The following is a 25040-nucleotide window of genomic DNA, read 5'->3' as shown; positions in this document are numbered from 1 at the left end:
TCAATCAATAACCGGCGTCGGCGTCAGCCAGGTCGTCGGCTTTGTTACCGGCGGCGGCCTTGGCTGCGGCCCCAGCGGCAGCTACAGCACCGGCGTTGAGCAGCTTGTCACGGATCAGCTTCTCGATTTCGGCACCGATGGCTGGGTTCTCTTGCAGGAACTTGGCCGAGTTGGCCTTGCCCTGGCCGATCTTGTTGCCCTGATAGCTGTACCAGGCGCCCGACTTCTCGACAAAGCCATGGGTCACGCCCAGGTCGATGATCTCGCCGTTGAGGTAGATGCCCTTGCCGTACAGAATCTGGAACTCAGCCTGGCGGAACGGCGGGGAAACCTTGTTCTTCACGACCTTGACGCGGGTTTCGCTGCCGACCACCTCGTCACCTTCCTTGACCGCGCCGGTACGGCGGATGTCCAGACGTACCGAGGCGTAGAACTTCAGCGCGTTACCACCGGTGGTGGTTTCCGGGCTGCCGAACATCACGCCGATCTTCATGCGGATCTGGTTGATGAAGATGACCAGGCAGTTGGCGTTCTTGATGTTACCGGTGATTTTACGCAGCGCCTGGGACATCAGGCGGGCCTGCAGACCCACGTGCATGTCGCCCATCTCGCCTTCGATCTCGGCCTTGGGCACCAGGGCTGCCACCGAGTCGATGATGATGACGTCGACCGCGTTGGAGCGCACCAGCATGTCGGTGATTTCCAGGGCCTGTTCACCGGTGTCCGGCTGCGAGACCAGCAGGTCGTCGACATTGACGCCCAGCTTGCCGGCGTATTCCGGGTCCAGGGCATGCTCGGCGTCGACGAAGGCGCAGGTAGCACCACTGCGCTGGGCTGCGGCGATGACCGAGAGGGTCAGGGTCGTCTTGCCCGACGATTCCGGACCGTAGATTTCTACGATACGGCCTTTCGGCAGACCGCCAATGCCAAGCGCGATATCCAGGCCCAGGGAGCCGGTTGAAATGGCAGGAATTGCCTGGCGCTCGTGGTCGCCCATGCGCATGACCGCGCCCTTGCCGAACTGACGTTCGATCTGACCCAGGGCCGCAGCCAAGGCGCGCTTCTTGTTGTCGTCCATTGAAGTCCTCACGTAATTGACTGGGGCCTTGCGGCCTGAATAACTGTATAAGTAGCCAGTATTATTCCACAGGGATTCGTTTCCGCCTACCCCCGTTCACCATTTACTCCACGCCAAGCTGTAACAAGCCTTCTAGCGCGGCGATCACCGTTTGTCGGCGCACGGCCTCGCGGTCGCCGTCGAACTGACGGCGCTCGCAGCGCACCTGCGGACCGTCGGCCCAGGCGAGCCACACGGTGCCGACGGGTTTGGCCGGCGAGCCTCCATCGGGTCCGGCGACACCGCTGACGGCCACGGCAAAGCGTGCGCCGCTGGCTGCCTGGGCGCCGCTGGCCATTGCCCGCACCACCTCCTCGCTGACGGCCCCGACCGAATCGAACAGGGCCGGGGCGACCTGCAGCTGGCGGGTCTTCTGGGCGTTGGAGTAGGTGACATAACCTGCCTCGAACCAGGCCGAGCTGCCTGGAACGCGGGTGATCGCCTCGGCGATGCCACCACCGGTGCATGATTCGGCCGTGCTTACTTGGGCATCCAGATTGCGTAGATGTTCACCGAGGCGGGTGGAAAGAAGGGTGATCGGGTCCATGAGGGGGCTCCGTGGGGGGGGTGGGGTTACCCTAGCATTGTGGTTCTGTGTGAGGGTGGGATGGTGTATGTCTTGGGATGTGCAGCGCCGCATGGGATCGAGCGCCGGCCGCGTGGAGCCTACGCTTCGTACGGGCGCCACAAGACCCCAAGCGCACGCTCCGCGATGCAACACGCAAGCGGCGCTCGATCCCCGACCCACCACAGCCCCCACCCCCCCTCAAAACCTGTAGAATCCGCCCCCATCCGCAATCGTCTATTAGACACACACCGCTGTAAGGCCCTGAATGTCTGACCTCTCCGCACATACCCCGATGATGCAACAATACTGGCGGCTGAAAAACCAGCACCCAGACCAGCTGATGTTCTACCGCATGGGCGATTTCTACGAGATCTTCTACGAAGACGCGAAGAAAGCCGCGAAACTGCTGGATATCACCCTGACCGCCCGCGGTCAGTCGGCGGGCCAGTCGATCCCCATGTGCGGCATCCCGTTCCATTCGGCGGAGGGCTACCTGGCCAAGCTGGTCAAGCTTGGCGAGTCGGTGGTGATCTGCGAGCAGATCGGTGATCCGGCCACCAGCAAGGGGCCGGTCGAGCGTCAGGTCGTGCGTATCATCACGCCGGGTACGGTCAGTGACGAGGCGCTGCTCGACGAGCGCCGCGACAACCTGATCGCGGCCCTGCTCGGTGACGAACGCCTGTTCGGCCTGGCGGTGCTGGACATCACCAGCGGCAATTTCACGGTGCAGGAAATCAAGGGCTGGGAAAACCTGCTGGCCGAGCTGGACCGTATCAATCCGGTGGAACTGCTGTTCCCGGATGACTGGCCGCAGGGCCTGCCAGCCGAGAAACGCCGGGGCAGCCGCCGCCGTGCGCCATGGGACTTCGACCGCGATTCGGCACGCAAGGGCCTGTGCCAGCAATTCGCGACCCAGGACCTGAAGGGCTTCGGCTGCGAGAAGCTGACCCTGGCCATCGGCGCCGCCGGATGCCTGCTGACCTACGCCAAGGAGACCCAGCGCACTGCCCTGCCCCACTTGCGCAGCCTGCGTCACGAGCGCCTGGACGATACCGTGGTGCTCGATGGCGCCAGCCGCCGCAACCTGGAGCTGGACATCAACCTGGCTGGCGGGCGCGACAATACCCTGCAGTCGGTGATCGACCGTTGCCAGACCGCCATGGGCAGCCGTCTGCTGACCCGCTGGCTGAACCGCCCGCTGCGCGACCTCAAGGTGTTGCAGGCCCGGCAGGGTTCGATCCGCTGCCTGCTCGACGGCTACCGTTTCGAAAAGCTGCAACCGCAGCTCAAGGACATTGGCGATATCGAGCGCATTCTCGCCCGTATCGGCCTGCGCAACGCTCGCCCACGCGATCTGGCGCGCCTGCGCGATGCTCTGGGCGCCCTGCCCGAGCTGCAGAACGGCATGGCCGAACTGGAGGCGCCGCACCTCGCGCGCCTGGCCGCCATCGCCGGTACCTATCCGGAATTGTCCGGCCTGCTCGAACGTGCGGTCATCGACAATCCACCCGCAGTGATCCGCGACGGTGGTGTCCTCAAGACCGGCTATGACGCCGAGCTGGACGAACTGCAGGCCATGAGCGAGAACGCCGGCCAGTTCCTCATTGACCTGGAAGCGCGGGAAAAGGCCCGCACCGGCCTTGCCAACCTGAAGGTGGGCTACAACCGCGTGCACGGCTACTTCATCGAGCTGCCGAGCAAGCAGGCCGAGCAGGCGCCAGGCGACTATATCCGGCGACAGACGCTCAAGGGCGCCGAGCGCTTCATCACTCCCGAGCTCAAGGCGTTCGAGGACAAGGCGCTGTCGGCCAAGAGCCGCGCCCTGGCGCGCGAAAAGATGCTCTACGACGCGCTGCTCGAAAACCTCATCGGTCACCTCGCCCCCCTGCAGGACACCGCTGCGGCGCTGGCCGAGCTGGATGTGCTGAGCAACCTGTCCGAACGTGCGCTGACCCTGGACCTGAACTGCCCAAGCTTTGTCGACGAGCCTTGCCTGCGCATCGAGCAAGGCCGGCACCCGGTCGTCGAGCAGGTGCTGACCACACCGTTCGTGGCCAACGACCTGACGCTCGACGACAGCACGCGCATGCTGATCATCACCGGCCCCAACATGGGCGGTAAGTCGACCTACATGCGCCAGACGGCGCTGATCGTGCTCATGGCGCATATCGGCAGCTTCGTGCCGGCAGCGCGCTGCGAGCTGTCCCTGGTCGATCGTATCTTCACCCGCATCGGTTCCAGCGATGACCTGGCGGGCGGCCGCTCGACCTTCATGGTCGAGATGAGCGAAACCGCCAACATCCTGCACAACGCCACTGACCGCAGCCTGGTGCTGATGGACGAAGTGGGCCGCGGCACCAGTACCTTCGACGGCCTGTCGCTGGCCTGGGCCGCCGCCGAGCGCCTGGCCAAGCTGCGCGCCTACACGCTGTTCGCCACGCATTACTTCGAGCTCACGGTATTGCCGGAGAGCGAGCCACTGGTGGCCAACGTCCACCTGAACGCTACCGAGCACAAGGAACGCATCGTCTTCCTGCACCATGTGCTCCCTGGGCCTGCCAGCCAGAGCTATGGCCTGGCCGTGGCGCAGCTAGCTGGCGTCCCGGGACCGGTGATCCAGCGTGCACGCGAGCACCTGGGCCGCCTGGAAACCGCCAGCCTGCCGCAGGATGCACCGGTTGTTGCCGGGGGCGCGCCCAATGTCCCGCACCAGAGTGACCTGTTTGCCAACCTGCCGCATCCGGTCATCGACAAGCTTGGCAAGGTGGACATCGACAACATGACACCGCGTCAAGCTATCGAAATGCTCTATGCACTGAAGACTCTGTTATAACGCGCCGACACACAAGCTGATAGAATCCCGCGCGGTTTGCCGGTGCTGCAGGCTCCTAGCCTGGCCTGCAGCCACACCTGTACACCGCGCTGCCCTGTAAGGATGGGCACGCTGCCGTAGCCTGAGGAGAGAATTAGAAATGACCTTCGTCGTCACCGACAACTGCATCAAGTGCAAGTACACCGACTGCGTAGAAGTGTGTCCGGTGGACTGCTTCTACGAAGGCCCGAACTTCCTGGTCATTCACCCGGATGAGTGCATCGACTGTGCACTGTGCGAGCCTGAGTGCCCTGCCCAAGCCATTTTCTCGGAAGATGAGGTGCCTGCCGGCATGGAGAACTTCATCGAGCTGAACACCGAGCTGGCTGAGATCTGGCCAAACATCACCGAGAAGAAGGACGCACTGCCAGACGCTGAAGAGTGGGATGGCAAGCCCGGCAAGATCGCCGACCTGGAACGCTGAGTTCCGGCGTTTCACTTGAAGGCCCCTCGCGGGCCTTTTTCATTTCCTGCAGACAAAAAAAAGGGGCGGTATGACCCGCCCACATTTTTTTTCCGTAGTCCCTGTAGTCCTTGCTCATCATCCTGATGAATCGCATCCTGCGATGTCCCTGGCCGTCATCCTTGAAAGCCCGTGTCAGTCCGTAGACACAGTTCAGATACTAGCGTTTTCACCGCCCCGAACAACCGCAAAACCTCTCAAGAAGCTTCCAGAGCCACATCTACCCATTTCCTAAAATCCGCCAAGAATCAGCAACTTAGTAAAAATACGCGACTGAAAACGCCAATGATTTACTCATCCTCGCTGCAATGACTTACACGACGAGTAAGCGAACACTTACAAGGAATGCAACCAAGGTAGCGGATGAAACGCTTCCTCCGGAAACAAAAACGCCCCGATTTCATCGAGGCGTCTTGCGCAGCAGGTGCCGTTACTGGAACAGCGACTCGCTGGACAAACCATTCTTTTCAAGAATCTCGCGAAGGCGCTTGAGGCCCTCGACCTGGATCTGCCGCACCCGCTCGCGGGTAAGGCCGATTTCCAGTCCTACATCTTCAAGGGTACTGCTTTCATGCCCGCGCAGCCCAAAGCGGCGGATCACCACTTCGCGTTGCTTGTCGGTCAGCTCTCCCAGCCATTGATCGATACTCTGGGACAGGTCATCGTCCTGTAGCAGCTCGCAAGGATCGGTAGGCCTGTCGTCGGTCAGGGTATCAAGCAGGGTCTTGTCGGAATCCGGGCCCAAGGACACGTCCACCGAAGAGACACGCTCGTTGAGCCCGAGCATGCGCTTGACCTCGGCAACCGGCTTTTCCAGCAGGCTGGCGATTTCTTCGGGAGAGGGTTCATGGTCGAGCTTCTGGGTGAGTTCACGCGCCGCCCGCAGGTAGACGTTGAGCTCCTTGACCACATGGATTGGCAAGCGAATGGTGCGGGTCTGGTTCATGATCGCCCGCTCGATGGTCTGGCGGATCCACCAGGTCGCATAGGTCGAGAAACGGAACCCACGCTCGGGATCGAACTTCTCCACGGCGCGGATCAGCCCCAGGTTGCCTTCCTCGATCAGGTCGAGCAGGGACAGCCCCCGATTTACATATCGCCGCGCAATCTTCACCACCAGGCGAAGGTTGCTTTCGATCATGCGTTTACGCCCAGCCGCGTCACCCCGTTGCGACAGCCGCGCGAAATGCACTTCCTCTTCCGGCGACAGAAGAGGCGAAAAACCGATCTCATTGAGATAAAGCTGCGTAGCATCAAGTGCACGAGTGTAGTCGATGTACTTGTGCTGCTTGAGCGACGAGCCTTGTTTGGCCCTGGTCCGAACCGAAGGTACAGCAGGTTCGTCTGACACCACATCCGTTTCCAAAACGATGCCCGTCTCCATCAGGAGAACGTCATCGTCGATGTCAAACTCCGGCACTTCTTTACTGAGAGCCATTGTTATAGTCCTTTGCTGAGTTCGAACTCAGACTCAAGCGGCGCCTAGTTCCCTGGCAGCGCTGAAGCCTGTCCCCTCCATGCCAGGAACAGGTCAGGAACAAATCAACGGCTTGGCAGAAACTGCAGTGGATCGACGGGTTTACCCTGGCGGCGAATCTCGAAATGCAGCTTCACCCGATCCGCGCCTGTGGACCCCATCTCGGCAATAGTCTGACCAACCTTGACTTGCTGCCCCTCCCGAACCAAAAGCCTGCGGTTGTGGCCGTAGGCACTGACATAGGTATCGCTGTGCTTGATGATGATCAGCTCGCCGTAGCCCCGCAAGCCACTCCCGGCGTAAACCACTGATCCATTTGCAGCAGCAAAAACAGGCTGTCCCAAATCACCCGCGATATCAACGCCTTTATTCAAACTGCCGTTTGAAGCAAATTTGCCAATTACCACGCCGTTTGCTGGCCACACCCATCCCCCGGCGGATCGCTCTGCAGCGGGCACCTGAGCTGAAGCGGCTGGCGTGGCAATGGCTACTTTTGACGCCGATTTGCTGGCGCTGGAAACAGGGGTGGACGTAGTGGCCACTGGCCGACGAATGACGGTCGTCGTGCTCGATGACGAAGGCCCGGAGACCACCGTGGTGCTCCCTCCCGCCCCGGTGCTGAAGCGTATCGGCTGGCCTGGCCGGATGGTGTAGGGCGCAGGAATGCCATTGCGTGCCGCCAGCTCCTTGTAGTCCCAGCCGTAGCGGAAGGCGATGGAGAACAACGTGTCCCCCGGCCGGACAACATATTGTCCGGAAGTCACCGTTGGACGCTTGGGCGCCGCGCTGTTGCGGTCTACTATCCGCGCACCGCCCGACGGGGTGCTGGAGCAGCCGGCCAGCAGCATGCCCGTGGCCAGTGCAATCACCAGAAGCCTGAAGCTTGATCGATCCCTGCGCTGCTGAATGATTGTGTGCCCCACCCGCCGCTTCCTCTCATGGTGACTTTACGAAATGCAATATTGTTTCAATGGCCCCGCCAGATAGACAGGGCAACGCTTGGAGAATTCGCAGCCGCAGTAAATATTAACGGCGCCGGTCAGGCCAGGGGCCCGTTGAGCAGAGGCACGAATCGTACGGCGCCCAGCACTCGCCGCGAGAAACCCTGCTCTTCGCGCACGATGAGCATCAGGTGCTGCAGCTCACCCGACGCGCCCACCGGAATCACCATGCGCCCTCCTGGGGCGAGCTGATCCAGCAGGGCCTGGGGTACCTCTGGCGCGACCGCGGTGACGATGATGCCGTTATAGGGCGCAAGCGCCGGCCAGCCCTCGCAGCCATCGCCCCAGCGAAACACCACGTTGCGCAGGTTCAGTTCGACCAGGCGCTCCTTGGCGCGGTCCTGCAGGACCTTGATCCGCTCGACCGAGAACACCCGTTCGACCAGCTGGGCGAGGATCGCGGTCTGGTAGCCAGAACCCGTACCGATCTCCAGCACCTTGTCCAGCGGGCCGGCTTCGAGCAGCAACTCGCTCATGTGCGCGACCATGAAGGGTTGCGAGATGGTCTGGTTGTGGCCGATGGGCAACGCGGTGTCTTCATAGGCGCGGTGCGCCAGGGCTTCGTCGACGAACAGATGGCGCGGCGTACGGCGCAGCACGTCGAGTACCTGGGTGCTCGACACGCCCTCCTCCATCAGCCGCTGGATCAGGCGCTCGCGGGTGCGCTGGGAAGTCATGCCGATGCCACGGCGCAGCAGGTCGTCCTGTTCACGCTTCACAACAGCCCCTCCAGCCAGCCGTCGAAACGCTCGAACGCGTCACTGAAGGTACGATCGAGCTGCAACGGGGTGATTGACACATAGCCCTGCATCACTGCATGGAAATCGGTGCCAGGCCCGCCATCCTCGGCATCCCCGGCCACCGCGATCCAGTAGCCTTCCTTGCCCCGCGGATTGACTACCCGGGTGGGCGCGGCGGCCCGTGCCCGATGCCCCAGGCGCGTCAGCTGGATACCACGGATGTGCTCCAGCGGAAGGTTCGGGATGTTCACGTTCAGCACGGTGCGCGCAGGCAGCTCGAGACGCGACTGCGCCTCCACCAGGCGACGGGCGATGTGCGCCGCTGTCGGCAGGTTGTCCGGCAGGCGCGAGACCAGCGAGAAGGCCAGCGAGGTGCCTCCCAGGAAGCGCCCCTCAAGCGCGGCGGCGACGGTGCCCGAATAGAGCACGTCATCGCCCAGGTTGGCGCCCAGGTTGATGCCCGACACCACCATCTCGGGGGTCGGCTCAAGCAGGCCGTTCAGCCCCAGGTGCACGCAATCGGTGGGCGTGCCGTTGAGGCTGATGAAACCGTTGGCCAGGGTCTGCGGGCACAGCGGCCGATCAAGCGTCAGCGAGCTGCCGGCGCCGCTCTTGTCCTGGTCCGGGGCAATGACCACGCAATCGGCATAGTCCGCCAGCGCGGCATGCAGCGCGGCAAGTCCGGGTGCGGTAACACCGTCGTCATTCGAAATCAGAATACGCATGGGCTGTCCGTCTGCCCTGCAGGCACCAGGTCTACAAGCTCGCGCACCACGACGGTGGCGAAGCATCCGGCCGGCAGGACGAATTGCAGTTGCAGGATATCAGGCTCCGGATAATGCCACGTCAGCTCGCCAATAGGGAGCCGCAGTATGCGGCGTTCGTGACCCATGCCCGCCCGGGCCAACCACTGGCAAAGTGCCGCATTTTCATCGCCGATTCGCTGTTCCACTTCAGCTGTCAGGCCTTGGGTGGGCGCAGGACCTTCGCCCCACAGCGGACCCGTCGGGTGCAAGTCGAGAATCGCCAGGCGAGGATCGGAACATTCCTGCTCACCCGCGGGGAAAAAGCTGCGGCTATCGGTGAACGCCAGCAGGTCGCCGACCTGCGCCGTGTCCCAGCTACCCTCGGCAACCCGCGCCGCGAGCACCTGGTTGAAGACATGGCTGCGCGCGGTCGAGAGCAGGCGCGAACGCACATTGCGCTGCTCGGGCAGGGCTGCGCGGGCGGCCCAGTCGCGGGCATCGACGAGGTTGCCGCCGGCATGGCCGAAGCGCTGGCTGCCGAAGTAGTTTGGCACACCCTGCTGCTTGATCTGCGCCAGGCGGGCATCCAGCGCCTGGTGATCTGCGGCCAGGGCGGTCAGGCGCAGGGTGAAGCCGTTGGCGGAATGGGCGCCACGCTGGAGTTTGCGCGAGTGGCGCACCTGCTTGAGGATGCGCAGGCTGGCGTCTTCGGCACGCGACAGGTCAGGGTCGGCCTTGCCGGGCAGATGCAGGCTGAACCATTGTCGGGTCAACGCCTGACGGTCCTTGAGGCCGGCATAGCTGATGTTGCGCAGCGGCACGCCTGACGCCCGCGCCAGCCGTCGGGCCGCTTCTTCGGTATTGAGCTCGCGCTTTTCGACCCACAGCCACAGGTGCTCGCCCTGGCCCGACAGCGGGATATCCAGCACCTCGTCGACCTGGAAGTCTTCGGCGACCGCCTTGAGCACGGCGGTGCCCAGCGCTTCGCCGCTGGCACGCGGCCCCAGCAGTTCGAATTCGGTCATGCTGGCAGCAGCAGGGCAACCGCGTGCACGGCGATACCCTCCTCGCGGCCGGCGAAGCCCAGCTTCTCGGTGGTGGTGGCCTTGACGTTGACCTGGTCGAGTTCGACGTTCAGGTCCTGGGCGATCAGTTGGCGCATGGTTTCGATGTGCGGGGCCATTTTCGGCGCCTGGGCAACGATGGTGGCGTCGACATTGCCAACCTTCCAGCCCTTGGCCAGGACCACCTTGACCACATGGCGCAGCAACACGCGGCTGTCGGCGCCCTTGAACTGCGGATCGGTGTCGGGGAAATGCTTGCCGATATCACCCAGCGCCGCGGCGCCCAGCAGTGCGTCGCTCAGGGCGTGCAATACGACATCGCCGTCGGAGTGGGCAAGCAGGCCGGATTTGTGCGCAATGCGCACGCCGCCCAAGGTAATGAAATCGCCATCCGTGAAGCGGTGCACATCGTAGCCGTGGCCAATACGCATAGAAAAACGCCCTGATTGAGTCAGGGCGTGATTCTACCTGCTTTGCCCCGCCTTGGGCGGGCTTTGTCCGCCTACAGGCGCCCCAGCGCCACAGCGTGATGGCGCAGGTGCTCGTCGATGAAGCTGGCGATGAAGCAGTAGCTGTGGTCATAGCCTGGCTGCAACCGCAGGGTCAGCTCATGGCCACCCTTCTTCGCGGCCTGCTCCAGTGCCTCGGGCTTGAGCTGGGTGACCAGGAAGTCATCGCGGTCGCCCTGGTCCACCAGCAGCGGCGGACACTGCCCGGCCGGGGTCTCGGCCAGCAGCACGCTGGCATCCCATTCGCGCCAGCGCGCACGGTCGTCTCCCAGGTAACGGGAAAATGCCTTCTCGCCCCACGGGCAATCCAGAGGATTGCAGATGGGCGAGAACGCTGACACCGAGCGGTAGCGACCGGGGTTGCGCAGCGCCGACACCAGCGCGCCATGCCCGCCCATGGAGTGGCCACTGATGCTGCGCTGATCCGACGCCGGGAAGTGCGCCTCGATCAATGCGGGCAACTCGTCCACCACGTAGTCGTGCATGCGGTAGTGCTTGGCCCACGGCTGCTGGGTGGCATTGAGATAGAAGCCAGCCCCCTTGCCGAAGTCCCACGCGCCGTCCGGGTCCCCGGGCACCTGCTCGCCACGCGGGCTGGTGTCCGGGGCCACGATGATCAGCCCCAGCTCCGCGGCAAGCCGATGGGCGCCAGCCTTCTGCATGAAGTTCTCGTCCGTGCAGGTCAGGCCGCTGAGCCAGTAGAGCACCGGCAGCTTCTCGCCCTGCTCGGCCTGAGGCGGCAGGTACACGGCGAACACCATGTCGCAGCCCAGTGTCTGCGAAGCATGCCTGTAGCGTTTGTGCCAGCCGCCGAAGCTTTTCTGGCAAGAGATGTTTTCCAGGCTCATGACTGACCTCAGAAGTGGATCACGCTGCGGATGCTCTTGCCTTCGTGCATCAGGTCGAAGGCCTTGTTGATGTCCTCCAGGCCCATGGTATGGGTGATGAAGGTGTCCAGCGGGATCTCGCCGGTTTCAGCCATGGCCACGTAGCTTGGCAGCTCGCTGCGGCCACGCACGCCACCGAATGCCGAACCGCGCCAGACGCGGCCGGTCACCAGCTGGAACGGCCGGGTTGCGATTTCCTGGCCCGCACCGGCGACGCCGATGATCACCGACTCGCCCCAACCCTTGTGGCAGCATTCCAGCGCTGCACGCATCAGCTGGACATTGCCGATGCACTCGAAGGAAAAGTCCACGCCGCCGTCGGTCAAGTCGACAATCACTTCCTGGATCGGACGGTCGTATTCCTTGGGGTTGATGCAGTCGGTGGCGCCGAGCTGCTTGGCGATCTCGAACTTGGCCGGGTTGATGTCGATCGCGATGATCCGCGACGCCTTGGCCTTCACTGCGCCGATGATCGCCGACAGGCCGATCCCACCCAGGCCGAAGATGGCCACGGTGTCGCCCGGCTTGACCTTGGCGGTGTTGAGCACCGCGCCGATGCCGGTGGTCACGCCACAGCCGAGCAGGCAGACCTTCTCGAGCGGAGCTTCCTTCTGGATCTTGGCGACGGAGATTTCCGGCAGCACGGTGTATTCCGAGAAGGTCGAGGTGCCCATGTAGTGGAACAATTGCTGACCTTTGTAGGAGAAGCGCGTGGTGCCGTCAGGCATCAGGCCCTTGCCCTGGGTGGCGCGGATCGCCTGGCACAGGTTGGTCTTGCCGGAGCGGCAGAATTTGCACTGGCCGCACTCAGGGGTATACAGCGGGATCACATGGTCACCGACCGCCACCGAGGTGACGCCCTCGCCCACTGCCTCGACAATCGCGCCGCCTTCGTGGCCGAGGATCGAGGGGAAGATGCCCTCGGGATCAGCGCCCGACAGGGTGTAGGCGTCGGTATGGCAGACACCGCTGGCGACCACGCGCAGCAGGACTTCGCCAGCCTTGGGCATGGCGACGTCGACTTCGACGATTTCCAGGGGTTTCTTGGCCTCGAAGGCGACAGCGGCACGGGACTTGATCATCAAAGGTCTCCAGGATGTAGGAATGCAGTCCCACAGTGTAATTCACCTTCTTTTGATGAATAATCCGGCCAGACTCAAAACATTATTGCTGTACTGGGACAATCAATGAGCAATCGGTGGGAAGGTATCGATGAATTCGTCGCCGTGGCCGAGTCAGGCCAGTTCACGGCGGCTGCGGAGCGCCTGGGTGTTTCCTCTTCGCACGTCAGCCGCCAGATCGCCCGCCTGGAAGAGCGCCTGCAGACGCGCCTTCTGTACCGCAGTACGCGGCGGGTTACCTTGAGTGAAGCCGGGCAGACCTTCCTTCAGCACTGCCAGCGCCTGCAGGATGGCCACGAGGAAGCACTGCGCGCCATGGGCGACCTGGCCAGTGAACCCAAGGGCCTGCTGCGCATGACCTGCGCGGTGGCCTACGGTGAGCGCTTCATCGTGCCGCTGGTGACGCGCTTCATGGCGTTGTATCCGCAACTGCGCATAGACGTCGAACTGAGCAACCGATCGCTCGATCTCCTGCATGAAGGCATGGACCTGGCGATTCGCCTGGGGCGCCTGCAGGATTCACGGCTCGTGGCCACTCGCCTGGCGCCCAGGCGCATGTACCTGTGCGCCTCGCCTTCGTACCTGGAGCGCTATGGGCGGCCGCATAGCCTGTCGGAGCTGGCCCGGCACAATTGCCTGGTCGGGAGCTCGGATGTCTGGTCATTGCAGCAGCAAGGGCGTGAGTTGAGTCAGCGAGTGCAGGGCAACTGGCGCTGCAACAGTGGCCAGGCCGTGCTGGATGCGGCGTTGCAGGGCGTGGGTCTGTGCCAGCTGCCGGACTATTACGTGCGCGAGCACTTGCAGAGCGGCGCGCTGGTGTCCTTGCTGGAGGCGCACCAGCCGCCCAATACCGCGGTCTGGGCGCTCTATCCGCAGCAGCGGCACCTGTCGCCGAAGGTAAGACGGCTGGTGGATTATCTCAAGGAAGGCTTGGGACAACTGCCGGAATACAGCGGCGCGCCACCCTGATCCTTACCCCCGCATCGCCCAGCGCTGACGCAACCACTCAAGGTCTTCGGGACGGGTGACCTTGATGTTGTCGCTGCGTCCCTCGATCAGGCGCGGCGCCTGCCCGGACCATTCAATGGCCGAGGCCTCGTCGGTCACCACCACGTCGGACACCAGGCACTCGGCCAACGCCCGGTGCAGGGCCCCAAGGCGAAACATCTGCGGCGTATAGGCCTGCCAGATGGTGCTGCGGTCAACGGTGGCGCTGACGCGGCCATTGGCATCAGCCCGTTTCAAGGTATCGCGCGCCGGGACCGCCAGCAGGCCACCTACCGGGTCATCGGCCAGTTCCGACAACAGCTTGTCCAGGTCGCTGCGTGCCAGGTTCGGACGCGCGGCGTCGTGCACCAGCACCCAGTCGCTGTCCGCAGCGCCGCGGGCATGCAACAGCAAGAGTGCGTTGAGCACCGAGTCGGCACGCTGCTCACCGCCCGCGGCGCGCTGGATGCGCGAGTCACGGGCGCAACGCAGGCCGGGCCAGTACGGGTCTTCGTCAGCAATACTGACAACCACCCCCTTGAGCGAGGGGTGATCGAGAAAACAGTCGAGGCTGTGCTCGAGAAGGGTCTGCCCGCCCAGTTGCAGGTACTGCTTGGGACGGTCGGCAGCCATGCGGGCACCAACACCCGCAGCAGGAATAACGGCCCAGAAGGCCGGCAAGGTCTGGGTCATTGTGGCAGCTGGTAGAGGGTCTCGCCCTCCTTCACCATCCCCAGCTCGTGGCGGGCCCGCTCTTCCACGGTTTCCATGCCTTTCTTCAACTCCAGGACCTCAGCGTCGAGCACGCGGTTGCGCTCGAGCAGCCGCTCGTTCTCGGTGTGCTGTTCGGCAATCTGCTTCTGCAGATCGGCCGCTTGCGCCAGGCTGCCATTACCAACCCAGAGGCGGTATTGCAGGCCACCCAATAGCAGGAGCAGGATGAGAAACAACCAATAGGGACTGCGCATCACGTTATCCAGGGTTAAAGACCGCCGCACCGAAGCTTCCAGATGCAGGCTTCGGATAGCACGAAGCCTGGCCGAGGCCAGGCTTCATTGACAGAAACCTGCAAGAGGGTTCTGAACCTTCAATCGGACGAAGGTTCAGCCTGCCGCAGCTGCTGTCTTTTTACCATCTCTTGCTCAGGTGCGAAACTCGGCACGACCACGGTATACCGCCTTGGCACCCAGTTGCTCTTCGATGCGCAGCAGCTGGTTGTACTTGGACACGCGGTCGGAGCGGCACAGCGAACCGGTCTTGATCTGGCCGGCAGCAGTACCCACGGCCAGGTCGGCGATGGTGGAGTCTTCGGTTTCACCCGAACGGTGCGAGATCACCGCGGTGTAGCCGGCGGCCTTGGCCATCTGGATGGCTTCGAGGGTTTCGGTCAGCGAGCCGATCTGGTTGAACTTGATCAGGATCGAGTTGCCGATGCCCTTGTCGATGCCTTCCTTGAGGATCTTGGTGTTGGTGACGAACAGGTCGTCGCCGACCAGTTGCACCTTCTCGCCGATCTTGTCGGTGAGGATCTTCCAGCCAGCCCAGTCGGACTCGTCCAGGCCGTCTTCGATCGAGATGATCGGGAAGCGCTCGGTGAGGCCTTTGAGGTAGTCGGCAAAGCCTTCGGCATCGAACGACTTGCCTTCGCCAGACAGGTTGTACTTGCCGTCTTCGTAGAACTCGCTCGCGGCGCAGTCCAGGGCCAGGGTCACGTCGGTGCCCAGGGTGTAGCCGGCGTTGGCCACTGCCTCGGCGATCGCCGACAGGGCGTCTTCGTTGGAAGCAAGGTTTGGCGCGAAGCCACCTTCGTCACCCACTGCGGTGTTCAGGCCACGGGCCTTGAGCACGGCCTTGAGGTGATGGAAGATCTCGGTGCCCATGCGCAGGCCATCGGAGAAGGTCTTGGCGCCGACTGGCTGGACCATGAACTCCTGGATATCCACGTTGTTGTCGGCGTGCTCGCCGCCGTTGATGATGTTCATCATCGGCACAGGCATCGAGTACTCGCCTGGAGTGCCGTTCAGGTTGGCGATGTGCGCGTACAGCGGCAGGTCCTGGTCCTGGGCAGCGGCCTTGGCGGCAGCCAGGGACACGGCGAGGATGGCGTTGGCGCCCAGCTTGGCCTTGTTCTCGGTGCCGTCCAGTTCGATCATGGCGCGGTCGAGGGCTTTCTGGTCCGAAGGATCCTTGCCCAGCAGCAGGTCGCGGATCGGGCCATTGATGTTGCCGATGGCCTTCAGTACACCCTTGCCCATGTAACGGCTCTTGTCGCCATCACGCAGCTCGAGCGCTTCGCGCGAGCCGGTGGAAGCACCGGACGGCGCGCAAGCGCTGCCGATGATGCCGTTGTCGAGCAGTACGTCGGCTTCCACGGTGGGGTTGCCACGCGAATCGAGAACTTCACGACCTTTGATGTCGACTATTTTTGCCATTGTTGTAAGCACTCCGAAATTGACGAAAACAACGCAGCTTGGGAAATTCGGGCCGTTCACCGGGCGGATTTGCAAAGGGCAGGCCGGGTGAAGGCAGCCCCTGACCCGCAGGTCAGGGGTGGAACGGGCGGTACTTTACCCGAGAAAAGAGCTTTTATGCGGTTTCTACCGTCGGAAAACTCTTAACCAGGTCATCCAGTTGCTTGAGCTGGGTCAGGAACGGCTCCAGCTTGTCCAGGCGCAAGGCGCACGGACCATCGCACTTGGCGTTGTCCGGATCCGGGTGGGCCTCGAGGAACAGGCCGGCCAGGCCCTGGCTGATGCCTGCCTTGGCAAGGTCGGTGACCTGCGCACGGCGGCCACCGGCCGAGTCCGAACGGCCACCCGGCATCTGCAGGGCGTGGGTCACATCGAAGAACACCGGGTACTCGAACTGCTTCATGATGCCGAAGCCGAGCATGTCCACGACCAGGTTGTTGTAGCCGAAGCTCGAACCACGCTCGCAGAGGATCAGTTGATCGTTACCGGCTTCCTCGCACTTGGCCAGGATATGCTTCATTTCCTGGGGCGCGAGGAATTGCGCCTTCTTGATGTTGATCACTGCGCCGGTCTTGGCCATTGCCACCACCAGATCGGTCTGGCGCGACAGGAAGGCAGGCAGCTGGATGATGTCGCAGACCTTGGCGACGGCCTCGGCCTGGTGAGGCTCGTGCACGTCGGTGATCACCGGGACCTTGAAGGTCTGCTTGATCTCTTCGAAGATCTTCATCCCCTCTTCCAGGCCCGGGCCGCGGAAGGAGGTGACGGAGGAGCGGTTGGCCTTGTCGAAGCTTGCCTTGAACACATACGGGATACCGAGCTTCTCGGTAACGCGCACGTACTCTTCGCAGACCTTCATGGCCAGGTCACGGGATTCCAGCACGTTCACGCCGCCGAACAGCACGAACGGCTTGTCGTTGGCGATCTCGATGTTACCGACGCGGATGATCTTCTGGGTCATGGATTCAGGCCTTGTTCTTCTGCGCCAGTGCCGCCTTGACGAAGCCGCTGAACAGCGGATGACCGTCACGCGGGGTGGAGGTGAATTCCGGGTGGAACTGGCACGCGACGAACCAAGGATGGTCCTTGGACTCGACCACTTCGACCAGGGCGCCGTCACCGGAGCGGCCGGACACCTGCAGGCCAGCGTCCATCATCTGCGGCAGCAGGTTGTTGTTGACCTCGTAGCGGTGGCGGTGACGCTCGACGATCACGTCCTTGCCGTAGCAGGCATGTACCTTGGAGCCGCTGGAGATCTGGCATTCCTGGGCGCCCAGGCGCATGGTGCCGCCCAGGTCGGATGCTTCGGTGCGGGTCTCGACGGCGCCGGTGGAATCGGCCCACTCGGTGATCAGGCCGACTACCGGATGGCCGCTGTTGCGGTCGAACTCGGTGGAGTTGGCGTCTTTCCAGCCCATCACGTTACGGGCGAACTCGATGACCGCCACCTGCATGCCGAGGCAGATGCCCAGGTACGGCACCTTGTTCTCACGAGCGTACTGCACGGCAGTGATCTTGCCTTCGACACCGCGCAGGCCGAAACCGCCCGGCACCAGGATCGCGTCGACGCCTTCGAGCAGGCCGGTGCCCTGGTTCTCGATGTCTTCGGAATCGATGTAGCGCAGGTTGACCTTGGTGCGGTTGCTGATGCCGGCATGGCTCATCGCTTCGATCAGCGACTTGTAGGCGTCGAGCAGCTCCATGTACTTGCCGACCATGGCGATGGTGACTTCCTGCTCGGGGTTGAGCTTGGCATCGACCACCGCGTCCCACTCGGACAGGTCGGCGCTGCCGCACTGCAGGCCGAAACGCTCGACGACGAAATCGTCCAGGCCCTGGGAATGCAGGATGCCCGGGATCTTGTAGATGGTGTCGGCGTCTTCCAGCGCGATCACCGCACGTTCTTCAACGTTGGTGAACTGGGCGATCTTGCGGCGCGAGGAGTTGTCGATCGGGTGATCGGAACGGCACACCAGCACGTCAGGCTGCAGGCCGATGGAGCGCAGCTCCTTGACCGAGTGCTGGGTAGGCTTGGTCTTGGTCTCGCCGGCGGTGGCGATGTACGGCACCAGGGTCAGGTGCATCAGCATCGCGCGCTTGGCGCCGACTTCGAAACGCAGCTGGCGGATGGCCTCGAGGAACGGTTGCGACTCGATGTCGCCCACGGTGCCGCCGATCTCGACCATGGCCACGTCGGCATCGCCGGCACCCTTGATGATGCGGCGCTTGATTTCGTCGGTGATGTGCGGGATGACCTGGATGGTCGCGCCCAGGTAGTCACCACGGCGCTCCTTGCGCAGCACGTGCTCGTAGACGCGGCCAGTGGTGAAGTTGTTGTTCTGGGTCATGGTCGTGCGGATGAACCGCTCGTAGTGGCCCAGGTCAAGGTCGGTTTCCGCCCCGTCGTGGGTGACGAACACTTCACCGTGCTGGAACGGGCTCATGGTGCCTGGATCGACGTTGATGTACGGATCCAGCTTGAGCATGGTGACCTTGAGCCCCCGCGCCTCCAGGATGGCCGCCAGGGAGGCCGAGGCAATGCCTTTCCCCAATGAAGAAACAACACCGCCCGTGACGAATATGTAGCGCGTCATGAAAAACCCTAGAAGTCTGCGTTAAAGCGGCCAGCGCCGCCGAGGTAAGCGAAGGAAGGCCGAAGCCCCCGATCACCAGCGTCAATCACAGTGCACCTTGAAAAACTGCCGCGTCTGGACAGACCGGGGGTCGTTGACCCGGCATGGAGCTCGCTAAACATTTTTAGAAAATCGCCCAGCAAAAAACTGCTTGGTAATCGGCAACTCCCGTGATTTCGATGAAAGCACAGAAGCTGTATCAAGAAGGGAGCGTAGTCTACCCGAATGTGCCTTTCATCTCAAACCTTGCGCGCTGGTCGGCGGCGCCCAGTGCAGCTGCCACTCACCCTGGCTCAGCGCAGGCAGATTGCCCACTGCCAGCAGCCGATCCCCCTGAAACAGCAGTGGCAGACGGCCGCGGGCAAAGTGCGGCACCTGCAGTTCATTGAGCAGGCGCTTGAGGTCACGCCGCCCTCGCCCACCCATCTGCAAGCTTTCGCCACCCTGACGATAGCCGATGCAAAGCGGCCCCTGAGGCAGATTGCCGCTGAGCCGCACGCTGCCGTTGCATGGCAGTTCCAGGGGCGTGCGGGGATCGGGCCAAGGGACCTGACCAGCGGGAGACTGCAGCCACTCCCCGGCCAGCCACCAGATACGCTGATGGCTGCGCTGCAGCAGCCCGTCGGTCAGGCGCCACAGCGGCTGGGCGTCCGGGGCGGCGTCGCGCAGCGCTTCCCAGCCCGCCCAGTGCCGGCTGTCGGGCAGCCGGGTGCGCGGGGCCAGCCAATGCTGCAAGGCGTTGCGCTGGCGGGCCGGGGAGAGCGCGGACAGTGCGGGAAGCTGCAGCGAGTCCAGCTTCAGCCAATCGAAGGGGCTCGCGGTGCTGGCCTGGGCGAGGTCGGCACCGGCCAGTTCGTCGAGCAGCCCCAGCGCTTCGCCGAAGTGCTCGGCGCTGCGCGCAAGGTTCTGCGCCGCCTGGGGCCAGCGTTGCTGCAGCACCGGGACCACGTGATGACGCAGGTAATTGCGGGCATGCACGGTATCGTCGTTGGACGGGTCATCGATCCAGCGCAGGCCGTGTGCCTTGGCGTAGTCCTGCAACTGCGCCCGCGACAGGCCTAGCAGCGGGCGGACCAGGCTGCCCTGCCCCAGCGACCGTTCGCCTGGCATACCGGCCAGGCCGCGCACGCCAGCGCCCCGCAGCAGGTGCAGCAGCAGGGTTTCGGCCTGGTCGTCGCGGTGCTGGCCGGTGAACAGCACCGCGCCCGGGACCATCGCGTCGACGAATGCCGCATAGCGGGCGTTGCGGGCAGCCTGCTCGAGGCTGGCGCCGGGTGGTACCTGGACGTGGATGACCTGCAGCTCGATGCCCAGCGTGTCGCACACCTGCTGGCAATGGGCAGGCCAGGCATCGGCGGCGGGTTGCAGGCCGTGGTGGATGTGCAATGCGCGCAAAGGAGGGGCTGGATGTTGCAAACGGTAATTGGCGAGGAGATGCAACAGGACAGTGGAGTCGAGGCCACCGGAGAAGGCGACGTACCAGGCAGGGGTGCCGAGCCAGGGGGAGAGGTTGATCATGGAGGACCTCGGTGGACGACGCAAGGTCCGCTCTGCCTGTGGGAGCTGGCTTGTCCTGCGATCGACCGCGTAGCGGTCGTAAACCGGTGAATGCGATCAGCCTGACAGGTCGCTTGCAGGTTTTACGGCCGCTATGCGGCCGATCGCAGGACAAGCCAGCTCCCACAGCAATAGGCCGGACAAGCCAGCCACCACAGGGATGGGCCGGGCAAGCCCCATCCCTGATAGGCGATTACAGACCGTAGCTCATCAGGCGGTCGTAGCGGCGCTTGAGCAGTGCTTCATGGTCGAACTTGCCCAGCATGTCGAGCTGCTGGACCAGTTCGGCACGGATGCTCTCGGCCATGACCGCAGGGTTGCGGTGCGCGCCGCCCAGCGGCTCGCCGATGACCTGGTCGACGATACCCAGGCTGCTGAGGCGCTCGGCGGTCACGCCCATGGCTTCGGCGGCATCAGGGGCCTTCTCGGCGGTCTTCCACAGGATCGACGCACAGCCTTCAGGCGAAATCACCGAGTAGGTGGAGTACTGCAGCATGTTCAGCTGGTCGCAGACACCGATGGCCAGCGCACCGCCCGAACCACCTTCGCCAATCACGGTGGCGATGATCGGGGTCTTCAGGCGCGCCATGACGCGCAGGTTCCAGGCGATGGCTTCGCTCTGGTTGCGTTCTTCGGCGTCGATGCCCGGGTAGGCGCCCGGGGTGTCGATGAAGGTCAGGATCGGCATCTTGAAACGCTCGGCCATTTCCATCAGGCGGCAAGCCTTGCGATAACCCTCGGGGCGCGGCATGCCGAAGTTGCGGCGAACCTTCTCGCGTACTTCGCGGCCCTTCTGGTGGCCGATGACCATGACCGCGCGGCCGTCGAGGCGTGCGGTGCCGCCAACGATCGCGGCGTCATCGGAGAAATGACGGTCGCCGTGCAGCTCTTCGAATTCGGTGAAGATGTGCTGCAGGTAGTCCAGGGTGTACGGGCGGCGCGGGTGACGGGCCAGGCGGGCGATCTGCCAGCTGGTCAGGCTGCCGAAGATGCTTTCAGTCAGGGCGCTGCTCTTGTCTTGCAGACGGCCGATCTCATCGCCGATGTTCAGCGAATTGTCGTTACCAACCAGGCGAAGCTCTTCGATCTTGGCTTGCAGGTCGGCGATCGGCTGTTCGAAATCCAGGAAATTCGGGTTCATAGGCATCCGTCTAGGGTCGACGGCCAGGCGGCCGGCCGGTTGATCCGTTTGGCGCCCTACCTTAAGGGATTAGGCGCATTCAGGTCGAGATTAAAAATTCATCGATATTGCAAAAAGACGTTCTCACGCCCGAACTGGTCACGCAGGGCCTGAATCAAGCCATCAGCCGGGTCGATTCGCCAGGTTTCGCCGAACTGCAGCATGGCCCGCGCATCGCTGCCGGTGTATTCCAGCGTGATCGGGCAGGCGCCGCGATGGCGGGTGAACAGCTCGCCCAGCCAGTTCAGCCGGTCGCCCTTGAGCGCATCGCGGCTCACCTTGAGTCGGAGGCTCTCGGCAAGGTTGGTGCGTGCATCCTCCATGCTCATCACCCGCTTGACCCGCAGGCGCAGGCCACCGGAGAAATCATCGTTGCTGACCTCGCCCTCGACCACCACCATCGCGTCAGTCTGCAGCAGGGCCTGGGCGGCCATGAAGGAATCGGCGAACAGCGAGGCCTCGATCCTTCCCGAGCGGTCGTCAAGGGTGACAAAGCCCATCTTGTCGCCCTTCTTGTTCTTCATCACCCTCAGGGCAATGATCATCCCGGCGACCGTCTGGGTATCACGCGCGGGCTTGAGGTCGATGATGCGCTGGCGGGCAAAGCGGCGGATCTCGCCTTCGTATTCATCGATCGGGTGACCGGTGAGGTACAGGCCGAGGGTGTCCTTCTCGCCGCGCAGGCGTTCCTTGAGGGTCAGTTCGCGCGCCTTGCGGTGGTTGGCATAGACATCGGCGTCCGCTTCCACGAACAGCCCGCCAAACAGGTCGGCATGGCCGCTGTCGGCGGTCCGCGCTGTCTGCTCGGCGGACTTGATCGCCTCTTCCAGGGCAGACAGCAGCACCGCGCGATTGGTGTCGATATTGGCCTGGTAGGCCTTGATCTCGTCGAAGAAGAACGGCCCGAGACGGTCCAGCGCGCCGCTGCGGATCAGTGCATCAAGGGTGCGCTTGTTGATGCGCTTGAGGTCGACACGGTCGCAGAAGTCGAACAGGTCGCTGAACGGGCCGCCCTGGGCGCGCGCCTCGACGATCGCCTCTACCGGGCCCTCGCCTACGCCCTTGATGGCGCCCAGGCCGTAGACGATCCGGCCATCCTCGTTGACGGTGAACTTGTACTCGGAGTTGTTCACGTCCGGCGCATCGAGGCGCAGCTTCATGTTGCGCACTTCTTCGATCAGCACCACGACCTTGTCGGTGTTGTGCATGTCGGCAGACAGTACCGCGGCCATGAACGGCGCCGGGAAGTGGGTCTTGAGCCAGGCGGTCTGGTACGAGACCAGGCCATAGGCGGCCGAGTGGGACTTGTTGAAGCCGTAGCCGGCGAACTTTTCCACCAGGTCGAAGATGTTGCCCGCCAGCTCCCCATCGATGCCGTTGTTCGCACAACCCTCGATGAAGCCGCCGCGCTGCTTGGCCATCTCCTCGGGCTTCTTCTTGCCCATGGCCCGGCGCAGCATGTCCGCGCCGCCAAGGGTGTAGCCCGCCATCACCTGGGCGATCTGCATCACCTGTTCCTGGTACAGGATGATGCCGTAGGTGGGCGCCAGTACCGGCTGCAGGCCGTCGTACTGGTAGTCGGGGTGCGGATAAGCCAGCTCGGCGCGGCCGTGCTTGCGGTTGATGAAGTCGTCCACCATGCCCGATTGCAGCGGGCCCGGGCGGAACAGTGCCACCAGTGCGATAAGGTCTTCGAGGCAGTCGGGCTTGAGCTTCTTGATCAGCTCCTTCATGCCGCGCGATTCGAGCTGGAACACGGCCGTGGTCTCGGCGCGCTGCAACAGCTCGAAGGTCCGCTTGTCATCGAGCGGGATGAAGTCGATGTTCAGGTCATCGAGGCCCTGCTTGGCCTGCTCGCGGTTGATGGTCTCCATCGCCCACTTGATGATCGTGAGCGTACGCAGACCGAGGAAGTCGAACTTCACCAGGCCCGCCGCTTCGACGTCATCCTTGTCGAACTGGGTCACCAGGCCGCCGCCCTCTTCATCGCAGGCAATCGGCGAGAAGTCGGTCAGCTTGGTCGGCGCGATCACCACGCCGCCAGCGTGCTTGCCGGTACCCCGGCAGACGCCTTCGAGCTTGAGCGCCATGTCCCAGATCTCGCGGCCGTCCTCGTCGCTCTTGAGGAAGTCGCGCAGCACTTCCTCCTGCTCGTAGGCTTTCTCGAGGGTCATGCCCACTTCGAAGGGGATCATCTTCGACAGGCGGTCGGCCAGGCCGTAGGACTTGCCCTGCACTCGCGCCACGTCCCGCACCACCGCCTTGGCAGCCATGGTGCCGAAGGTGATGATCTGGCTGACCGCGTTGCGGCCATAGGCGTCGGCCACGTACTCGATGACCCGGTCACGGCCGTCCATGCAGAAGTCGACGTCGAAGTCGGGCATCGAGACCCGTTCCGGGTTGAGGAAGCGCTCGAACAGCAAGTCGTAGGCCAGCGGGTCGAGGTCGGTGATCTTCAACACGTAGGCGACCAGCGAGCCCGCACCCGAACCCCGGCCTGGGCCCACCGGCACGCCGTTGTTCTTGGCCCACTTGATGAAGTCCATGACGATCAGGAAGTAACCGGGGAAGCCCATCTGGATGATGATATCCAGCTCGAACTTCAGGCGGTCCAGGTAGACCTGGCGCTTTTCCTCGTAGTCCGGCGTGGTCTCCCTGGGCCACAGCACCGCGAGGCGCTCTTCGAGGCCTTCGTGGGACACATGACGCAGGTAGTCATCGATACCCATGCCGTTGGGTGTCGGGAAATCAGGCAGGAAGTGCTTGCCCAGCTGCACTTCGATGTTGCAGCGCTTGGCGATCTCGACCGTGTTTTCCAGCGCCTCGGGCAGGTCGCTGAACAGCTCGGCCATTTCTTCCGCGCTCTTGAGGTACTGCTGGTCGCTGAAGTTGCGCGGGCGGCGCGGGTCGTCAAGCACCCTGCCCTCGCCAATGCAGACGCGGGTTTCATGGGCGTCGAAGTCGGTCTGCTTGAGAAAGCGCACATCGTTGGTGGCGACCAGTGGAGCGCCCAGCCTGTCGGCCAGGGCCACGGCGGCATGCAGGTATTGCTCGTCGCCGGCACGGTTGGTGCGCTGCACCTCGACGTAGAAACGATCCCCGAACATGGCCATCCAGTCGCGCAGCAGCGACTCGGCCTCCTCGGGGTCGTTGCCGAGCAAGGCCATGCCGATATCGCCTTCCCGTGCCGCGGACAGGGCGATCAACCCTTCGTTGGCAGCCGCGACCCACTCGCGCTCGAGAATCACCAGGCCATTGCGCTGGCCTTCGACCCAACCTCGGGAGATCAGCTCGGTGAGGTTACGGTAGCCCTTGGCATTCATCGCCAGCAAACAGATGCGCGAGAGCGGCGCGTCGGGGTCCGGGCCTGCCAGCCACAGGTCGGCGCCGCAGATCGGCTTGATGCCTGCGCCCATGGCCGTCTTGTAGAACTTCACCAGCGAGCACATGTTGCTCTGGTCGGTGATCGCCACCGCCGGCATGCCCATCCCGGCCAAGGCCTTGGCCAGCGGTTTGATCCGCACCAGGCCGTCGACCAGCGAGAACTCGGAATGCACGCGAAGGTGAACGAAGGAAACCGACATGGATGATCCTATAGCAGCACAAGACAACAAGGCCCGGATTGTACCGGGCCCCGAACAAAACAG

Annotated in this window: 21 protein-coding genes; 3 read left to right on the top strand and 18 right to left on the bottom strand. The window is 63.3% G+C overall.

Going from position 1 to position 25040, the window contains the following annotated elements; translation table 11 throughout:
• Window positions 1-4: 4 nt before the first annotated feature.
• Entirely contained in the window at window positions 5-1078 is a 1074-nt protein-coding gene (gene recA, locus AC0ZZU_RS05175) for a recombinase RecA (protein ID WP_476339458.1), read from the bottom strand.
• 103 nt (window positions 1079-1181) lie between these two features.
• Window positions 1182-1664, bottom strand: a complete 483-nt coding sequence (locus AC0ZZU_RS05170; RefSeq protein ID WP_476339457.1) for a CinA family protein — start codon at window positions 1662-1664, stop codon at window positions 1182-1184.
• A 286-nt stretch (window positions 1665-1950) separates the two neighbouring features.
• On the opposite strand from AC0ZZU_RS05170, the gene mutS reads away from it, so the two are divergent.
• Both mutS and fdxA read left to right on the top strand, forming a co-directional pair.
• Window positions 1951-4518, top strand: a complete 2568-nt coding sequence (gene mutS / locus AC0ZZU_RS05165) for a DNA mismatch repair protein MutS (protein WP_476339456.1) — start codon at window positions 1951-1953, stop codon at window positions 4516-4518.
• Between the two features lie 139 nt (window positions 4519-4657).
• The gene (gene fdxA, locus AC0ZZU_RS05160) at window positions 4658-4981 is read left to right on the top strand and encodes a ferredoxin FdxA (RefSeq protein ID WP_158459616.1); all 324 of its coding nucleotides are present in this window, start codon (window positions 4658-4660) and stop codon (window positions 4979-4981) included.
• Window positions 4982-5450: 469 nt separating this feature from the next.
• Here the strand turns inward: fdxA and rpoS are convergent, their stop codons facing one another.
• From rpoS to AC0ZZU_RS05120, 8 genes are all read right to left on the bottom strand, one after another.
• Window positions 5451-6458: an RNA polymerase sigma factor RpoS gene (rpoS, locus tag AC0ZZU_RS05155; RefSeq protein WP_476339455.1), complete on the bottom strand. Its 1008-nt coding sequence runs from the start codon at window positions 6456-6458 to the stop codon at window positions 5451-5453.
• Window positions 6459-6562: 104 nt separating this feature from the next.
• Window positions 6563-7420 (bottom strand): peptidoglycan DD-metalloendopeptidase family protein, encoded by an 858-nt coding sequence (locus AC0ZZU_RS05150; RefSeq protein ID WP_476339454.1) that lies wholly within the window; start codon window positions 7418-7420, stop codon window positions 6563-6565.
• Between the two features lie 116 nt (window positions 7421-7536).
• On the bottom strand, window positions 7537-8175 hold the full coding sequence (locus AC0ZZU_RS05145; RefSeq protein WP_476339501.1) for a protein-L-isoaspartate(D-aspartate) O-methyltransferase: 639 nt from the start codon (window positions 8173-8175) through the stop codon (window positions 7537-7539).
• Between the two features lie 38 nt (window positions 8176-8213).
• Window positions 8214-8963: a 5'/3'-nucleotidase SurE gene (gene surE / locus AC0ZZU_RS05140; RefSeq protein ID WP_158459613.1), complete on the bottom strand. Its 750-nt coding sequence runs from the start codon at window positions 8961-8963 to the stop codon at window positions 8214-8216.
• Window positions 8951-10009 carry a tRNA pseudouridine(13) synthase TruD gene (truD, locus tag AC0ZZU_RS05135; protein WP_476339453.1) on the bottom strand — a complete coding sequence of 353 codons (1059 nt, stop codon included), beginning with the start codon at window positions 10007-10009 and terminating at the stop codon, window positions 8951-8953. The genes surE and truD overlap by 13 nt, the downstream gene beginning before the upstream one ends.
• Window positions 10006-10479: a 2-C-methyl-D-erythritol 2,4-cyclodiphosphate synthase gene (gene ispF, locus AC0ZZU_RS05130; protein ID WP_158459611.1), complete on the bottom strand. Its 474-nt coding sequence runs from the start codon at window positions 10477-10479 to the stop codon at window positions 10006-10008. The genes truD and ispF overlap by 4 nt, the downstream gene beginning before the upstream one ends.
• Window positions 10480-10550: 71 nt before the next feature.
• Window positions 10551-11405 carry an S-formylglutathione hydrolase gene (gene fghA, locus AC0ZZU_RS05125; RefSeq protein ID WP_476339452.1) on the bottom strand — a complete coding sequence of 285 codons (855 nt, stop codon included), beginning with the start codon at window positions 11403-11405 and terminating at the stop codon, window positions 10551-10553.
• Window positions 11406-11413: 8 nt separating this feature from the next.
• The gene (locus tag AC0ZZU_RS05120; RefSeq protein ID WP_158459609.1) at window positions 11414-12526 is read right to left on the bottom strand and encodes an S-(hydroxymethyl)glutathione dehydrogenase/class III alcohol dehydrogenase; all 1113 of its coding nucleotides are present in this window, start codon (window positions 12524-12526) and stop codon (window positions 11414-11416) included.
• Between the two features lie 105 nt (window positions 12527-12631).
• On the opposite strand from AC0ZZU_RS05120, the gene AC0ZZU_RS05115 reads away from it, so the two are divergent.
• Window positions 12632-13534, top strand: a complete 903-nt coding sequence (locus AC0ZZU_RS05115) for a LysR substrate-binding domain-containing protein (RefSeq protein WP_476339451.1) — start codon at window positions 12632-12634, stop codon at window positions 13532-13534.
• Between the two features lie 3 nt (window positions 13535-13537).
• On the opposite strand, the gene ispD is transcribed toward AC0ZZU_RS05115, so the two are convergent.
• The 8 genes from ispD to dnaE all read right to left on the bottom strand — a co-directional run bounded on the left by ispD (window position 13538) and on the right by dnaE (window position 24977).
• The gene (gene ispD, locus AC0ZZU_RS05110; RefSeq protein ID WP_476339450.1) at window positions 13538-14245 is read right to left on the bottom strand and encodes a 2-C-methyl-D-erythritol 4-phosphate cytidylyltransferase; all 708 of its coding nucleotides are present in this window, start codon (window positions 14243-14245) and stop codon (window positions 13538-13540) included.
• Window positions 14242-14520, bottom strand: a complete 279-nt coding sequence (gene ftsB / locus AC0ZZU_RS05105; RefSeq protein WP_158459606.1) for a cell division protein FtsB — start codon at window positions 14518-14520, stop codon at window positions 14242-14244. Before ftsB ends, ispD begins: the two co-directional genes overlap by 4 nt.
• A 174-nt stretch (window positions 14521-14694) precedes the next feature.
• Window positions 14695-15984, bottom strand: coding sequence for a phosphopyruvate hydratase (gene eno, locus AC0ZZU_RS05100; RefSeq protein WP_476339449.1), 1290 nt, complete (start codon window positions 15982-15984; stop codon window positions 14695-14697).
• Window positions 15985-16138: 154 nt separating this feature from the next.
• A complete protein-coding gene (kdsA, locus tag AC0ZZU_RS05095; protein ID WP_476339448.1) occupies window positions 16139-16984 on the bottom strand; it encodes a 3-deoxy-8-phosphooctulonate synthase in 846 nt (281 codons plus the stop codon).
• A gap of 4 nt (window positions 16985-16988) precedes the next feature.
• Complete coding sequence (locus AC0ZZU_RS05090; protein ID WP_476339447.1) at window positions 16989-18617, bottom strand: CTP synthase; 1629 nt, start codon at window positions 18615-18617, stop codon at window positions 16989-16991.
• A gap of 273 nt (window positions 18618-18890) precedes the next feature.
• Complete coding sequence (gene tilS / locus AC0ZZU_RS05085; RefSeq protein ID WP_476339446.1) at window positions 18891-20174, bottom strand: tRNA lysidine(34) synthetase TilS; 1284 nt, start codon at window positions 20172-20174, stop codon at window positions 18891-18893.
• Window positions 20175-20406: 232 nt separating this feature from the next.
• On the bottom strand, window positions 20407-21354 hold the full coding sequence (locus tag AC0ZZU_RS05080) for an acetyl-CoA carboxylase carboxyltransferase subunit alpha (protein ID WP_476339445.1): 948 nt from the start codon (window positions 21352-21354) through the stop codon (window positions 20407-20409).
• A gap of 98 nt (window positions 21355-21452) precedes the next feature.
• A complete protein-coding gene (gene dnaE / locus AC0ZZU_RS05075) occupies window positions 21453-24977 on the bottom strand; it encodes a DNA polymerase III subunit alpha (RefSeq protein ID WP_476339444.1) in 3525 nt (1174 codons plus the stop codon).
• Window positions 24978-25040 lie beyond the last annotated feature (63 nt).

This window comes from Pseudomonas sp. JE3303, assembly GCF_056312565.1.
The sequence above is the reverse complement of the archived record's forward strand: the minus strand, read 5'-3'. Positions and strand labels throughout refer to the sequence as shown.

Coding starts and splice junctions, on each gene's coding strand:
- recA (WP_476339458.1), bottom strand. CDS start 1,078: ATGGACGACAACAAGAAGCGCGCCTTGGCTGCGGCCCTGGGTCAGATC.
- AC0ZZU_RS05170 (WP_476339457.1), bottom strand. CDS start 1,664: ATGGACCCGATCACCCTTCTTTCCACCCGCCTCGGTGAACATCTACGC.
- mutS (WP_476339456.1), top strand. CDS start 1,951: ATGTCTGACCTCTCCGCACATACCCCGATGATGCAACAATACTGGCGG.
- fdxA (WP_158459616.1), top strand. CDS start 4,658: ATGACCTTCGTCGTCACCGACAACTGCATCAAGTGCAAGTACACCGAC.
- rpoS (WP_476339455.1), bottom strand. CDS start 6,458: ATGGCTCTCAGTAAAGAAGTGCCGGAGTTTGACATCGACGATGACGTT.
- AC0ZZU_RS05145 (WP_476339501.1), bottom strand. CDS start 8,175: ATGACTTCCCAGCGCACCCGCGAGCGCCTGATCCAGCGGCTGATGGAG.
- surE (WP_158459613.1), bottom strand. CDS start 8,963: ATGCGTATTCTGATTTCGAATGACGACGGTGTTACCGCACCCGGACTT.
- truD (WP_476339453.1), bottom strand. CDS start 10,009: ATGACCGAATTCGAACTGCTGGGGCCGCGTGCCAGCGGCGAAGCGCTG.
- ispF (WP_158459611.1), bottom strand. CDS start 10,479: ATGCGTATTGGCCACGGCTACGATGTGCACCGCTTCACGGATGGCGAT.
- fghA (WP_476339452.1), bottom strand. CDS start 11,405: ATGAGCCTGGAAAACATCTCTTGCCAGAAAAGCTTCGGCGGCTGGCAC.
- AC0ZZU_RS05120 (WP_158459609.1), bottom strand. CDS start 12,526: ATGATCAAGTCCCGTGCCGCTGTCGCCTTCGAGGCCAAGAAACCCCTG.
- AC0ZZU_RS05115 (WP_476339451.1), top strand. CDS start 12,632: ATGAGCAATCGGTGGGAAGGTATCGATGAATTCGTCGCCGTGGCCGAG.
- ispD (WP_476339450.1), bottom strand. CDS start 14,245: ATGACCCAGACCTTGCCGGCCTTCTGGGCCGTTATTCCTGCTGCGGGT.
- ftsB (WP_158459606.1), bottom strand. CDS start 14,520: ATGCGCAGTCCCTATTGGTTGTTTCTCATCCTGCTCCTGCTATTGGGT.
- eno (WP_476339449.1), bottom strand. CDS start 15,984: ATGGCAAAAATAGTCGACATCAAAGGTCGTGAAGTTCTCGATTCGCGT.
- kdsA (WP_476339448.1), bottom strand. CDS start 16,984: ATGACCCAGAAGATCATCCGCGTCGGTAACATCGAGATCGCCAACGAC.
- AC0ZZU_RS05090 (WP_476339447.1), bottom strand. CDS start 18,617: ATGACGCGCTACATATTCGTCACGGGCGGTGTTGTTTCTTCATTGGGG.
- tilS (WP_476339446.1), bottom strand. CDS start 20,174: ATGATCAACCTCTCCCCCTGGCTCGGCACCCCTGCCTGGTACGTCGCC.
- AC0ZZU_RS05080 (WP_476339445.1), bottom strand. CDS start 21,354: ATGAACCCGAATTTCCTGGATTTCGAACAGCCGATCGCCGACCTGCAA.
- dnaE (WP_476339444.1), bottom strand. CDS start 24,977: ATGTCGGTTTCCTTCGTTCACCTTCGCGTGCATTCCGAGTTCTCGCTG.